This window comes from Paenibacillus roseus (assembly GCF_016424485.1).
In the GTDB taxonomy this organism is placed as follows: domain Bacteria; phylum Bacillota; class Bacilli; order Paenibacillales; family Paenibacillaceae; genus Paenibacillus_D; species Paenibacillus_D roseus.
In genome coordinates this window covers 61,813-75,321 of record NZ_JAELUP010000103.1, presented here as the reverse complement: position 1 = coordinate 75,321, position 13,509 = coordinate 61,813, and the positions used below count along the sequence as shown (strand labels likewise).

The window sequence follows — 13,509 nt, the reverse complement described above, 5'->3', positions numbered from 1 at the left end:
TCACTCCTGTTCAAAGGTTTATTGCCGGATACAGATGCAATCCTAGACTTCAGTCAGCGCATTTACCCATTTCTCGTCATACACACTATCCAGATACCGTTCTCCGCGATCGGGGAACACGGTGACAACATTCGCAGATGGAGGCAGTGCCGGCACAAGCTGCTGCAAAGCTGCCACGATCGAACCTGACGATCCCCCAGCGAAAATACCTTCGCGCTCAATCAATAACCGGCAGCCTGCCGCCGAATTGCGGTCATCAACATGGATAACCCGGTCGATCTCATCTGGCGAGAACAGTTCAGGTACACGGTTGGCTCCAATTCCGGGCAGTTCCCGGGGTCTTGAAGGCGTCCCGAAGATGACAGAACCTACTGCATCCACCGCTACTACCTTCACATGGGGATGCGCTTCTCTAATTCTTCTGGCCATTCCGAGTATGCTGCCTGTCGTGCTGACAGCGCAGACCAAATAATCGATACTTTGACTGCCCATTTGCTGCACAATTTCGCTGCCCGCCCCGTGATAATGCGCTTGCCAGTTGAGCGGATTGGCATATTGATTAATCCAGTAGGCACGGCTATCCTGATCCACCAGTTCCTTGACCCGGCGAATGCGGGACTGCAGGTAGCTCCCGTGCTCATCAGGCACACTGACCATGTCAATAGCAGCTCCCAGATACGAAATCAAGCGCAGGTTGGTCGCTGTAATTTTCGGGTCAACGACACATGTGAATTTCAAGCCAAAGCTTTTGGCGGCCATGGCAAGACCAATTCCCAGATTGCCCGATGTGCTCTCGACCAGATGTGTATCTTGACAAATAATACCGCTCTTCAAGCCCTGCTCGATCATGTACCGGGCAGGACGGTCCTTCATGCTCCCGCCAGGATTCATCAGTTCCAGCTTGGCATAAACCGATGGACCTCCTGGTCCAAAAAGAGCATTCAAACGAACCAGAGGCGTACGTCCGATACAATCGATAATGCCATTTGCCGTCTCCGCATAGGTTTCTTTTACCTGCACTGCACTGTTTTTCAAAGAAACACACCAGCCTTCTTCGGGATTTATGAATGCCAGAGGATGAGCCTAGAATGATAATCATTTTCAATACGGCATTCGCAAATTATTATGGGTTCCCTTTTTATTCCTGTCAATAAAGAAATTTCAATGGCAAAATTTTTCACTTTGGTAATTGACAATGATAATTATTCTTGATAGTCTTTTAGGCGTCATCATTCTGCATCGGATTCGAAGAGGTGTTGTGAAGTGGAACATGCAAATTTAACGTGGAAAAGAGACGCCGGAATTTTGTGGAGCGGTCGCTTTTTAACCAGCCTGGGACTAACAGGAATCAGCCCCTTCATCCCGTACTACATGGAGACGCTTCAGGCCGGGGGCCCTGAGGCGGTCCTGTTTTGGACAGGCCTTTCCTTGTCAGCCCCTGCTCTCTCATACGCTATTTGTACCCCTCTATGGGGCAAGCTTGGCGATCGTTGGAGCCGCAAATGGATGGTTGCACGGGCTTTGCTGGGCCTTGCGCTGAGCATGCTGCTGATGGCCGTAGCCCAAACGCCATTCCAATTTTTTCTGTTCCGTCTGTGCCAGGGAGCTTTCGGCGGCATATCGGATGCAAGCAGCGCATTCGTCGGCACACATGCCCGTCCCAAGGAACAGGGTCTTGCTCTTGGCCGGCTGGAGCGCGCTTCAGCACTTGGACTGCTGCTCGGCCCATTGCTGGGCGGACTATATGTGAATACGTGGGGCAGCCGCTCGCTGCTGCTGACAACAGCCGCTTTAACCGGGATACTTGCCTTGTATGCCGCTTTCGCCTTGACAGGGACGAAGAAAGCACGTCCCCTCGCTACGAATGACAAACGAAAAGGCATCTTGCCCACCTTCGTCGAGCTGCTAAATCAATCCGCAGTCAGACGTTTCCTTGTCGCAGGCATTCTGTTCAAGCTTGTTGACTTCTCGACATTTGCAATATTTGCGCCTTATATTGCCGGGCAGCTACACTCTCCCGCCAACGCCGCGGCAACTGTCGGCCTGCTGCTTGCCATATCCTCGCTTGGGGAGCTGATTGGCGCGCCATGGTGGGGGAAGCGAAATGATCATAAGCGGCTGGAGCGCAACGTCATCATTGCCAGTCTTCTCTGCTCCGTCTTTCTGATCGCGCACTTCGCGCCATTTGGACTCGTCTGGCTTATTTGCATTCGCTTTCTTCTAGGCTTTTGCTACAGCGCTTTGCTGCAGACGGTCATGCTGTCTGTCCTGCGTTCCTCGTCCGACGAGAATCGGGGCGTTCGAGTAGGCGCCACCAATAGCCTGCTGATGGTTGGTCAATTATCAGGTCCGTCCATCGGTGTCTTCATCGGGGCCCAATTGGGGATGTCGACTGTCTTTCTGGTCATGGGAGGCGTGATGGTGATCGCCGCACTGGTGATTGCTCGCCTGCCTGGCTTAACCCGGCTGCGCAAGACCAAGCTGCCGGTCCATTAATCCACTTTCAGGAGGCTGTATTCTATGTCTGATCCGAAAACGGTATTTCTTGACGCCGCTCCTTCCGTTCATGCGTTGAAAGAAAGCTTTACCCGGCTGCTTAACGCCTATCTTCGCGAGACCGGACAATCTCGTTCTGTCTCCGGCACGTCCCATACAGGCTATACGCTTCGAGCTGAATTGCCTCATACGGGATTCACCGCATACGGCGTACTATACCATGTTTCCTCTGGCGGGCATCATATGTTCGGTGACTTATTTCATATCGAGCATCGGGGACAAAGGCAAGATATCAGCTTGGAGGCGCTAAGCGAGATGCTGGTAGAGGAGATTTCGCATGCGGAATCTGACCCGGCCGCGAGAATGCGAAAGAAGGAGGAACTGGAACGGCTGCTGAGAAACAGCCAACAGCATATGGCGGGTTACTTCTCCCATTTTCTTAAGAAGTTGGACTTTGACCTGGACTTTCGCACTTGCGAGCAACTGCTGCTCGCAGGCCATCCGTTCCATCCGACTCCGAAAAGTCTGGAGGGATTCACTTCCGAAGATTCAAGGACATACTCTCCAGAATATCAGACTTCATTTGCACTGCACGGCTTTGCAATCGCACGATCACATCTTGCTGAGGATTGGCTTTCGCCTGATTCGGCTGGGCATGATGCGCCCTGGATTCCCGAAGCTATAAGACAAGCAGCCCAAAACAAACTTGCACATCAGCTGGATCATTACGCGCTCCTACCTTGTCACCCGTGGCAAGCGAATTATTTACTGTCCCTTTCTCCCATACAGGAGCTGCTTCGCAATCAAATCTTGATCGACCTTGGCGCTACAGGTCCCGTTGTTTACCCAACCTCCTCGGTGCGCACTGTATGGAATGCGGAAGACAACTGTTTTTACAAGCTTTCACTTCATATTCGGATCACGAACTTCATACGCGAGAACAATATGGAGCAGTTGCTGCGCACCCATGATGCTGCAAAAATCGTACAGCGGGTCTGCGAAGAATCCCATCTGCCTCCATTCTTCCGCATCCTGCTTGATAAAGGCTACCGGACCGTGCGCATTCCTGATGCCGATCAGCAGATCAATGATGTGGTCACAGCCGGATTTTCCATGATTATGCGTGAGGCCCCGAATGCTTGCGTTGACCCTGCCCGGCCCCCTTTCGTTATCGCTTCTTTACTGGAAATTCCTCCGGGCGGAAGCAAGCCTTTCCTGTTCCGCGCCGTGCTGGAAAGCATGAATGGGGCACAGCCCGACTGGTTGCTATGGTTTCAGAAGTATTTGGATATTGCCTTGAAGCCTGTACTTGACTTGTTCACTGGGAAAGGAATCAGCCTGGAAGCCCATGTGCAAAACTCAATGCTGGGGTTGGAGGGGGGAATGCCGTCCGTCTTTTATATCCGGGACCTGGAAGGCATTAGCGTCAACCTGGATTTAGCCCGGACCAACGGCTGGATCGGCACGCTCGTAGATGAGGATAGCCCGGTGCTGTACAGTGAAGCGGAAGCGCGGAAGCGCTTAAAATATTATTTCTTTGTCAATCATCTCAGTCATTTGATTCAGCGGCTGGCAATCTGCAGCGGACATGAGGAGCAGTCTTTCTGGCTCGCCGTCCGCAAGACGCTGCAGCAGATGATAGTGCAAGCAGAACATGCCTATTTATCAATAGTTCTGAATGATTTGCTGGAATCAGACACGCTTCCGGCCAAAGCCAATCTGCTCAGCCGCTTTCACAAGCGCGGGGAAAAACCTTTATATGTCGATATCCCGAACCCGATTAAACATGCGGCCCTGACTTTATAAATGGCTCAAAACCAAAATTAGTGGTTCACCTCTGTGGGAGGGAACGCTACGTGACAGAGGATTGTTCCGATCGCTGTGGGTTGCCACTGAAGTCAAAACCATGACTTCGGGCAACCCTGTAGGTTTACTTCCCCCGGATTTAGACAGATTTGATCTGTTTGTTAATCCAGGCAGATAAATCAGCAGCTGCTGCAAACAGCAGGCGGTTCTCTTGAATTGCCTCCTGTCCCGCCTGATACGCGGAGGACTCCGAGAGTTCACGCTTGCGTGGAGCAGGATTGACCTTTATCCCCCCTTCACGGACCGCTATGAATTCCAGTTCCTCAAATACACCAAGCATCAATGCCACGATGTCGGTCGCCCAGCCGATGCGAACGCTCAGCCGCGCGGGAAGCTCCGTATCATTCAGCTCTTCCACGGACATCTGTCTCAGAAGCTGATATACTTTCCCGAAATGCTCGCGCTCCGGGAAACCGGCCCGATGTCTTCTGTCAATGCTGTACAGAGCAGTTACTGCTCCAAGCTCCCGGCAATATCCGATCGTGTCCGCCAATTCTGCGGCAGAAGGCGGACAATGAAACAAAATCAGCTCCCGGCAGTATTCAGGCGCACTGAACGTCTGATAATCCTTGAATACGATGCGCGGCCCCTGCTGTGGAACAGCTTGCTCGGCAGCGGCTGCCGACTCGGCAAATGCCTGGCCTTCCCGCAACAGAACGATAATGGTGTCCTCTGCGGATAGCTGGCGGCTGCGATCCTTAAGCAAACGTTCGAGCGTCTCTTCGGGGTAACGATCATTACGGTAATCAAACAGTTGAATCTGCTCAACTTTTAAGTCTGAAAGCATCAACTGCGGCTTGCGGCTGCCGTTCCATTCATTGACCGACAATTCTCCGATTACATCCGCTACAGCGCCGGCTCCAAGCCGGCCGGCAATCGCACCTTCACCGAAGCCAACAGCCTCCAGACGCTTGCCCTGTTGCTGGAGCGTGAGCCGCAGATGCCGTCCTTCCTTGCCCATCGCACGGGCTTCCTCAACCACAACCTCTCGCAGCAGCATCCGCGGCTTCGGATTGCCGACGCCAAACGGCTCCAACAGTTCAAGCTGCGCAATGGTTGACAAATCGGCTTCTTCCAGCAGGCATTCGCCGTCAATCTTCGTCCGTCGCTGCCATTCATCCGCCGTCAGCCATTCATCCGCCAGCACCCCGAGCCTTCGCTCCAGCTCCGGAAGCTGGTCACGATGCAGGGTCATCCCCGCGGCAGCCTGATGTCCGCCGTAATGCATCAGCAAATCATCGCATTCCCGCAGCGCGCGGTACAGGTCGAATCCGTCAATGGAGCGGGCCGAGCCCTTGCAAATGCCGGTTTCGGGGTTAATACCGAATACCAGAGCCGGTCGATACTGCTTCTCGATCAGCTTGGAAGCCACGATACCAATAACGCCGACGTTCCAGCCTTCTTTGGCAGCAACAGTGACAGTCGGGCGTTCCGGCATTTCGCCTGCTGCCGCCCTTTCTTCAAGCTGCTGCTCGGCCTCCTGTATTATTCCCTCCACCATCTGCTGGCGCTCCTTATTCAGCGCATCCAGCCGGACTGCCGCCGCGAGCGCCTCTTCCGCATTTTCCGTTGTCAGCAACTGAACAGCCAGATCCGCATGAGCGAGCCGCCCGCTTGCATTAATCCGCGGAGCCATGCCAAATGCGACCTGGGTCGAATTCACATTCGCCAGCTCAATGTCTGCTACCTCGGCGAGCGCCCGAATGCCCGTGTTAGAAGTTGCCGCCATTTGCTTCAACCCCTCTCTAACGAGGCAACGGTTCTCCCCCGTCAAGGGCATCAGGTCGGCAATGGTGCCGATTGTTGCAATCTCTGCCCACTCAAGCGGCGGCCTTCCGAGCAGCGCCTGCCCGAGCTTGAAGGCAACTCCAGCTCCGGCAAGCCCCTTGAACGGATATGGACAATCCACCTGCTTGGGATTGATAATTGCAACCGCGTCAGGCAGGGTCTCAGGAGGCTCGTGGTGGTCAGTTACAACGACATCAATATGTAAGGATCGGGCATAAGCGATTTGTTCCACAGCACTTATGCCAGTATCGACCGTTACAATCAGAGACACTCCCGCCTCCGCAGCCTTCTCAATAGCCTGATTGTTCAGTCCGTACCCTTCCAGTTGACGGTGGGGAATGTAATAATCAAAGTTCAACCCGAGCTTGTGAAAGAGATGAATCATCAATGAAGTGCCGGAAATGCCATCAGCATCGTAATCGCCGAAGATACGAATGTTCTCGCCCCGGTCCTGTGCCAGGCGAATCCGCTTTATCGCCGCATCCATTCCCTTTAACAGGAATGGATCATGAAGCTCCTCTACCCCACCGTACAAAAAAGACTTTGCCTGCTCCAGGCTGGTCACGCCTCGCTGAACGAGAAGCCGCGCCATTAGCGGCGGCAAGCCAAGCTCCGCGGCCAAATGCTGCGCCGACTGCACCAGCTCATAATTATCCGTTTCTAGTATCCATCTCGTCTTTGGACGAATCATTCCACTACTCCCTCCGTTTCTAAAGAACAAAGCGGCTGTACCCTCAGATTGCGCTTTACTGAGAGTACAACCGCCTGTAGCTTGCGACCGCTATTGGAGCAACGTTGGCACATGCTCCTGGTTCGGATCATAATTCGATTTGTAAGGATAGCCCGGATCGTAAGGGTCGACAGATACCGCAACTTCGGAAATATGAATAAACCGCTTCATGACGAGTTCCTTGACCCGCTTGGCAATTTCCTGTCCTTCAAACACCGATATGCGGGGATTTACGCTAATGCGCATCTCCAGACGGACATAATGCCCATGCTCTCGGGCGTTCAGTTCCTCAATCGTAATGACGCCTTCAATACGCTGAATGAACTGCATAAATTCCTGCGTATCCTCCTGATGCGCCTCTCCTCCAAGGACCGGAGCAACCTCGCCGGCAATAAGACGGTAACCGCAGACTATAACAATTAACGCTACAAGAAAGCCGGCAGCGGGGTCCAGATAATAAAGGAGCGGAATTCCAGCCAACTCCCCTGTCAGCGAAGCTCCGATACCCAGCAACGTAAGCAGCGAGGCCAACAGTTCGAGGCGGCCTTCCCTGATTCGCAGCACCCACCACTTCACAAACAAGGCTCCTGTGGCTACAGCCAATGCCGACCAATGGGGCGCGTGATCAACTCCGTTCACCATAAGGCGGAAAGAAGATATAGCCAGCTCAAGACCTACGACAAGCAGCACGACGGTTACAATCAGGCTTGCCGCAAGCTCAGCCTTGCGCAAGCCCGGCATCCGGCCTGCTGAAGCGCTGCGGCTTCTTCTGCGGAGCCCCAGCAGCGCTGCGGAGCTTAGAGCTGCTTCTGTAGCGCTGCGGACCGCATCGGCGAGCAATGCCGCACTGCCGGACGTCCCGCCAACGAGCGCCTTGATCAAAGCCAACGCTGCATTGCCCAGCAAACCGCCGCTCGCTGTTTTCTCCGCCGTATCATGCCGTTTGTTTCCCATGAGACGCCCCCCTTAAGATCCTTAAGAAGTTGTCGCTGGCGTTTTTTGCGCCGATTTTGGCTTCGCTTTGCTACGCAACGCAAGCCAGATCGGGCTCGCAATAAAGATTGAAGAATAAGCTCCCGCAACAAGTCCAATCAGAATTGCAAGGGAGAACAAGCGAATCGATTCGCTTCCGAAAATATACAAGGCCAATGCGCCGAAAATAACCGTTACAACGGTATTGATGGAGCGCGTCAGCGTTTCCCAGATACTCCGGTTGACGAGGGCAGCCAGATCAGCAGGAGACTTGATTTTGGCAAAACGCAAATTTTCTCTGATCCGGTCAAAAATTACAATCGTATCGTTGATTGAGTAACCGATAATGGTCAGCACCGCAACGATAAAGGTCAGGTTGACTTCCAGCCGGAAAATCGAAAAGACGCTGATAACAATGAACGCGTCATGCACGAGGGCAATTATCGCCGCAAGGGCAAAGCGCCATTCAAAGCGGAAGCTGATATAAATCAAAATCCCGAGGCTCGCGAGCGAAAGCGCCAACAGTGCGTTGAATTGAAGCTCTCGGGCCATTTGCACGTCCACCGTATTGATTTCCATCGATGCGTTCGGGTCCAGCTTCTCTGTAATGCTGGCCTTTAATTCTTTCTCTTGCACATCCGTCAAAATATCATCAAATCGGATCGATGCCCGGTCTGCGCCTGCTGTCAGTGTATAATGACCGGCATTTTTCTCAGCGAGGAGCTTATCGATCTCATCCTTAGCTACCGGCTTGGACAGCACGATATCCACGTTGGAGCCTGCACGAAAGTCAACGCCATAGTTAAAGCCGACAAAGATCAATGAACCGATACCGAGCACCGTGATAAGAATGGAGAAGTAAATAAAGTATTTGCTGCTTTTAATAAAGTCGAATTTTGAACTATAACGCACGAATATCACTCTCCTTCACGCCGAAAAAGCCAGGTTTAGTCACTAGACCGCTGCGGATCAACAAGTGGAGAAGCAATCTGGAGTAAGCGACGTTCGTAATAATACTTACGATAATGCTCATAATCAGAATGACCGCAAAGCCCTTGACGGAGCCTGTCCCGATAAAGAACAGTACTGCACCGGCAATAATGGTTGTCAAGTTGGCATCCATAATCGTCCGGAAAGAGTTTTTGGACCCGGCTTTCAAAGAAGACAGTAAGCTCTTGCCGCTGCGCATCTCTTCCTTGATCCGTTCGAATGTAATAATGTTGGCATCAACCGCCATGCCGATCCCGAGAATAAAGGCGGCAATACCAGGCAAGGTAAGGGTCGCTCCCATCAGGTTAAAGCCAAGCAGCAGCAGCCAGATATACGTAATCAGGGAGATGCTGGATACGAGACCAGGCAAACGATAGAAAACAAGCATGAACAGCAGTACAAGAATTGTTCCCAGCGTTCCGGCAAATACCGTCTGCTCCAGAGAAAGCTGACCGAGTGTCGCGCCAACGCTCTGTGTATACTTCTCCGTAAGCTTCAGCGGGAGAGCGCCAAGGTTGATCGTATCGGCAACCTTCTTCGCTTCTTCACGCGTGTAGTTCCCTGTTATGGAAGCTTTCGTGTCGTTAATTTCGAATGTTACCCGAGGCGCGGACAATACAGTCTCATCCAAATAAATCGCCAGCAAATTTCTTCCTTCAGGAAGCTTGGAAATTTCGCGCGTTACTTCTGCGAACTTGCTCGCACTATTTAAGGAAATCGAAATTTCCCAACCGCCGAGCTGATTCTGGTAGATGGTTGCCCCGTTCTGCTTAAAGTCGCTGCCAACAAGTTCTACCTTACAATAGTCGTTGTTTTGTTCGCATCCTCGCATACTGCGGAAGGTCAGCTCAGCCGGCTTCTTGAGAATATCACGAACGACAGCCTCATCCGTTACGCCAGCAATTTTAACACGAATCCGGTTTGTGCCTTCCGGTGTAATTTCCGGCTCAGCCACACCGGTGCTGTTGGCGCGCTGTTCCAGACTTCTCGCAGTTTCACGCAAAGCATCCTGGGTAATCTTCCCGCCCTCGACAAGCGGCTCGGCTTCATACAGAATTTCAAATCCGCCCTTGAGGTCCAGTCCGAGCTTTACTTGCTGAACTAAAGACGGGCTGGTCACCGCGATTACACCCAGCGTAACGACGATGATCAGCACTAATGCAAGTATTCTTTTCATAACGCCCTAAATCCCCCTTATGTTCTCAATAGTCCTATTATAGCGATGCGAGAAAAACGAGTCAAAAAAAAGAACCCGTTTCTCTAAAAGTGGGTCCCGCGGAAAGCGTTAAGTGTCATAAAATTCATAAACGCCGTTACCTTGAGCGACAAAATATCATTCACGATCTGATGTAGCGCAGGCTGTCCATGCTTATGATACTTATTGCTGACACATTCCCAAATCTGTTCTGCCGTCACGTGCTCATAGCCGACCAGATGAAATTCCTCCGCCTTGCTCTCACACAGCGTCTCAATCCAGCCCTGTAGTTCCTCCTCTGTCAATGCACGCTCCTCCATACGTTAGATTAACCTCCTGCGCATGTTGATGCTTACTCAATTCGCCACGCTATGTCAAAACTCCTGCTTGCAGAAAATCATTCCTGATTTGACATGGAAGCGGACATGCGTTGCATATGTTGTACAAGAACGAACAACCTTCTGCAGAAAGACGAGGGAAGCAATGTGACCAAGCAAACGTTTATTAAAGGGGCCATGATTTTATTGGCAGCAGGCATACTAAATCGTCTTCTCGGTTTCATTCCGCGCATTGCACTGCCCCGGATTATCGGGGCCGAAGGTGTCGGACTGTATCAGCTTGGCTATCCCTTTCTGATTGTAATGATTACGATCATTACAGGCGGAATTCCGATTGCAATTGCCAAATGGACGGCAGAGGCTCAGTCACAGGGAGATACGGTTCGGGTCAAGCAGATTTTCAGGACCGCCCTTGCTTTAACAAGTTCTTTGGCCATACTTTTCACGGGACTGTCCCTGCTCCTTGCTTCGTGGATTACGACCCATATCCTTACCGACTCCAGAGTTTACTACACCTTTATCGTCATGACGCCGATGCTGCTCATTACAGCCGTTTCCGCAGTATACCGCGGTTACTACCAGGGCAAGCAAAATATGGTTCCTACTGCGCTTTCCCAAACTGTCGAAACCATATTCCGAATTGTATTTGTGCTGCTGTTTGCCAAGATCATGCTGCCGTGGGGGGTAGAGTGGGCGGCCGCAGGCGCCATGCTCGGTGTCGTCGTAGGAGAATTGTTTGGCCTGTTCGTGTTGTTGATCCAGTTCGCAAGGGACAAGAAGAAAGAGGAGATTGCGGCTTTCGGAGATTCCGTGTCCAAACCCGAAACGGCCAAGCCTGTGCTGGGTCGACTGCTCGGACTTTCCGTTCCGGTTACGCTGAGTAAAATGGTAGGCTCCCTGTCTTATCTGCTGGAATCGATTCTGACTGCCAGGAGCCTGGCGCTGGCAGGTATTGCAACCGGCATTGCTACCGCACAGTATGGTGCGCTTCAAGGGATGATTATTCCAATTGTATTGCTGCCCACCGCCCTCACCTACTCGCTCAGCGTGTCCTTGATTCCGTCTCTGTCAGAAGCTGCGGCTAAGGGAGATCGGCTGACCATTCACAAGCGGCTGCATCAATCCATGCGGCTATCGCTTGTTTGCGGAGCGCCGTTCGTCGTCATCATGGCGCTGCTCGCCGAGCCTATTGTCCGGATTTTGTACCATCATGCGGACATTGCGCCCATGCTTCAGTTAATGGCTCCGATTGCCATTTTTATTTATATGCAAGCTCCGCTGCAGGCAGCTCTGCAGGCGCTGGAGAAACCCGGCACTGCGCTTTTGAACACGTTTATCGGGGCAGCAGTCAAAATCATTCTCATTGTTCAGCTCGCTTCCAATCCCAGTTTCGGCATTTACGGCGCTCTCATTGCAATTAACGTCAATACAGTATTGGTCACGCTGCTTCATTACATTAGTGTCCGCAGATTGACCGGCTTCCATATGAAGCTGCTTGATTTCATCAAGGTCGGAGCAGCTATGGTTATTATGGGAGCAAGTCTCAAGTGGACACTGCAGATTGAATGGTTGACCCGGGAATGGCAAAATGTGCTGGCCGCCTGCGGCGCCGGCGCCCTCGTCTACTTGCTGCTGATGGCCATAACAGGCATTGTGAACCGGGATGACCTGTCTCGCCTTCCTTTAATTAGACGGTGGCTTGGCTGATAAACAGGCTACGCCTAGCGGAGCCTCTGGCCTCCCGTGTCCACATACAAACGCCCTTTATGGTCAATCGTGCAAAGAAAGACCGATTTCGTATCCGCAACCTGATGCTTTTTTAATTCATTTTTCAGCCAAAACCAGCTCCGATTCAATTTTTGCAAATTTTCCTCCTGCACTTCTCCGTCCATGATTAACGGTACCGGCAAATCTTCAAACCGGTAGTTTGGAGGAAACTGAAAATCCGTTTTGGCGAGGTACTGCCCCTGCTCTTTCTTAATCACAGACAGCTTGCCGCTGGTTTCCAGAATTGCGAATTCCACGTCTGCCAGACGTACCATGTCCTTCTCCCGAAGCTGCACCAGCAAATCATCGAAATTGTAGCGCTGCTTTTTCATTTCATCACGGTTCAGTTTCCCGTTTTCAATCAGAATGCTCGGCTTGCCGTCGAACAGAAGCCGCATTTTCCTGCTTTTCATAATCATCCAGGCGATTCCGATCTGAAGGATCATTAACACTGCGATCGGCAATAATTCTTCTGCCAAAGGCCTCTTTGTATCCTCAATAACAATAACGGCAATCTCCGCTATCATGATTGAAATGACCAAGTCAAAAACGGTTAGCTTGCCAATTTCCCGCTTGCCCATCAAGCGAAGCACCGCATATACGACAAAATAGATCAGAATGGTGCGCAGTATAATCACCATGTATTCCATCACGGCAGCCCCCCTTACCGTTATATTCATCGACGTGTGGATAGTTTTGCCGCTGCAAAACCACAACATACAAACTTGATATAATTGAAAAATTGGAAACAGACCCAAGCGGTACTATTTCCCCGAGCTTGACCATATTCTGATAGCAAAGCTGAAAAGGAGAGTTGAATGATGAATTCCGTAAAAAAAATTGCCCGCTTTCACATTGCTTCCCCCCTTTTGTCCGGTTTGATTTATGCGTTTATTTGGCTAGGCATCGGGACATTGATTTTATCGCTTCTGTTGTTTTTTAGCTCCTTGCAGGAGTCATCACTGCCTAATTATGCTTATGTGATTCACGGATTTTGCAGCCTGTTGGGAGGCATTGTCGCAGGGAGACGCTCCACGAGACGAGGCTGGTATCATGGAGGACTAACTGGTCTGGCTTACGGACTGATTGTACTGCTAATCGGCTTTCTGTCTCTTGATCAGTCATTGAACAGCCATAATGCATCTGTCCTTGCCCTTGGCCTGCTTGCCGGGGCGATTGGGGGAATGACCGGAGTAAACACCAGACAATCGTAAAGCGTATAACACGTTTTTGGAAGGAACGGCGGCGGCTTGCACAAGGACCCAGAAATACCCATGGAACAATATTATCTTGCTTAAATATTGAATGAAAAGCTGAAATCACACTCTCCCTTATGCTATACTGTCAATTGCTACTGCTTTTCGGCT

Annotated in this window: 11 protein-coding genes; 4 read left to right on the top strand and 7 right to left on the bottom strand. The window is 51.5% G+C overall.

Annotated features, from left to right (window positions below):
* Positions 1–42: 42 nt before the first annotated feature.
* A complete protein-coding gene (gene sbnA / locus JFN88_RS17315) occupies positions 43–1,035 on the bottom strand; it encodes a 2,3-diaminopropionate biosynthesis protein SbnA (protein WP_233167993.1) in 993 nt (330 codons plus the stop codon).
* 228 nt (positions 1,036–1,263) lie between these two features.
* On the opposite strand from sbnA, the gene JFN88_RS17310 reads away from it, so the two are divergent.
* Together JFN88_RS17310 and JFN88_RS17305 are read left to right on the top strand one after the other, a co-directional pair.
* Positions 1,264–2,496, top strand: coding sequence for an MFS transporter (locus tag JFN88_RS17310; RefSeq protein ID WP_199020559.1), 1,233 nt, complete (start codon positions 1,264–1,266; stop codon positions 2,494–2,496).
* Between the two features lie 24 nt (positions 2,497–2,520).
* Entirely contained in the window at positions 2,521–4,302 is a 1,782-nt protein-coding gene (locus JFN88_RS17305; RefSeq protein ID WP_199020558.1) for an IucA/IucC family protein, read from the top strand.
* 139 nt (positions 4,303–4,441) lie between these two features.
* Here the strand turns inward: JFN88_RS17305 and recJ are convergent, their stop codons facing one another.
* The 5 genes from recJ to JFN88_RS17280 form a co-directional block, all read right to left on the bottom strand.
* Positions 4,442–6,841 carry a single-stranded-DNA-specific exonuclease RecJ gene (gene recJ, locus JFN88_RS17300; RefSeq protein ID WP_199020557.1) on the bottom strand — a complete coding sequence of 800 codons (2,400 nt, stop codon included), beginning with the start codon at positions 6,839–6,841 and terminating at the stop codon, positions 4,442–4,444.
* Between the two features lie 90 nt (positions 6,842–6,931).
* Positions 6,932–7,834, bottom strand: coding sequence for a cation diffusion facilitator family transporter (locus JFN88_RS17295; RefSeq protein ID WP_199020556.1), 903 nt, complete (start codon positions 7,832–7,834; stop codon positions 6,932–6,934).
* Positions 7,835–7,855: 21 nt separating this feature from the next.
* The gene (gene secF, locus JFN88_RS17290) at positions 7,856–8,764 is read right to left on the bottom strand and encodes a protein translocase subunit SecF (protein ID WP_199020555.1); all 909 of its coding nucleotides are present in this window, start codon (positions 8,762–8,764) and stop codon (positions 7,856–7,858) included.
* Positions 8,754–10,019, bottom strand: a complete 1,266-nt coding sequence (gene secD, locus JFN88_RS17285; protein ID WP_199020554.1) for a protein translocase subunit SecD — start codon at positions 10,017–10,019, stop codon at positions 8,754–8,756. The genes secF and secD overlap by 11 nt, the downstream gene beginning before the upstream one ends.
* 83 nt (positions 10,020–10,102) lie before the next feature.
* Positions 10,103–10,357: a post-transcriptional regulator gene (locus JFN88_RS17280; RefSeq protein WP_199020553.1), complete on the bottom strand. Its 255-nt coding sequence runs from the start codon at positions 10,355–10,357 to the stop codon at positions 10,103–10,105.
* Between the two features lie 165 nt (positions 10,358–10,522).
* Here JFN88_RS17280 and spoVB point away from each other — a divergent pair, with 165 nt between their 5' ends.
* Complete coding sequence (gene spoVB, locus JFN88_RS17275; RefSeq protein ID WP_199020552.1) at positions 10,523–12,082, top strand: stage V sporulation protein B; 1,560 nt, start codon at positions 10,523–10,525, stop codon at positions 12,080–12,082.
* 14 nt (positions 12,083–12,096) lie between these two features.
* On the opposite strand, the gene JFN88_RS17270 is transcribed toward spoVB, so the two are convergent.
* Complete coding sequence (locus tag JFN88_RS17270) at positions 12,097–12,792, bottom strand: DUF421 domain-containing protein (protein WP_199020551.1); 696 nt, start codon at positions 12,790–12,792, stop codon at positions 12,097–12,099.
* 168 nt (positions 12,793–12,960) lie between these two features.
* On the opposite strand from JFN88_RS17270, the gene JFN88_RS17265 reads away from it, so the two are divergent.
* On the top strand, positions 12,961–13,356 hold the full coding sequence (locus tag JFN88_RS17265) for a TIGR04086 family membrane protein (protein WP_233167990.1): 396 nt from the start codon (positions 12,961–12,963) through the stop codon (positions 13,354–13,356).
* Positions 13,357–13,509 lie beyond the last annotated feature (153 nt).

Excerpts from the sequence above, each read along its gene's own strand:
- JFN88_RS17305 (WP_199020558.1), top strand. The coding sequence starts at position 2,521 with ATGTCTGATCCGAAAACGGTATTTCTTGACGCCGCTCCTTCCGTTCAT.
- recJ (WP_199020557.1), bottom strand. The coding sequence starts at position 6,841 with ATGATTCGTCCAAAGACGAGATGGATACTAGAAACGGATAATTATGAG.
- JFN88_RS17295 (WP_199020556.1), bottom strand. The coding sequence starts at position 7,834 with ATGGGAAACAAACGGCATGATACGGCGGAGAAAACAGCGAGCGGCGGT.
- secD (WP_199020554.1), bottom strand. The coding sequence starts at position 10,019 with ATGAAAAGAATACTTGCATTAGTGCTGATCATCGTCGTTACGCTGGGT.
- JFN88_RS17280 (WP_199020553.1), bottom strand. The coding sequence starts at position 10,357 with ATGGAGGAGCGTGCATTGACAGAGGAGGAACTACAGGGCTGGATTGAG.
- JFN88_RS17270 (WP_199020551.1), bottom strand. The coding sequence starts at position 12,792 with ATGGAATACATGGTGATTATACTGCGCACCATTCTGATCTATTTTGTC.
- JFN88_RS17265 (WP_233167990.1), top strand. The coding sequence starts at position 12,961 with ATGATGAATTCCGTAAAAAAAATTGCCCGCTTTCACATTGCTTCCCCC.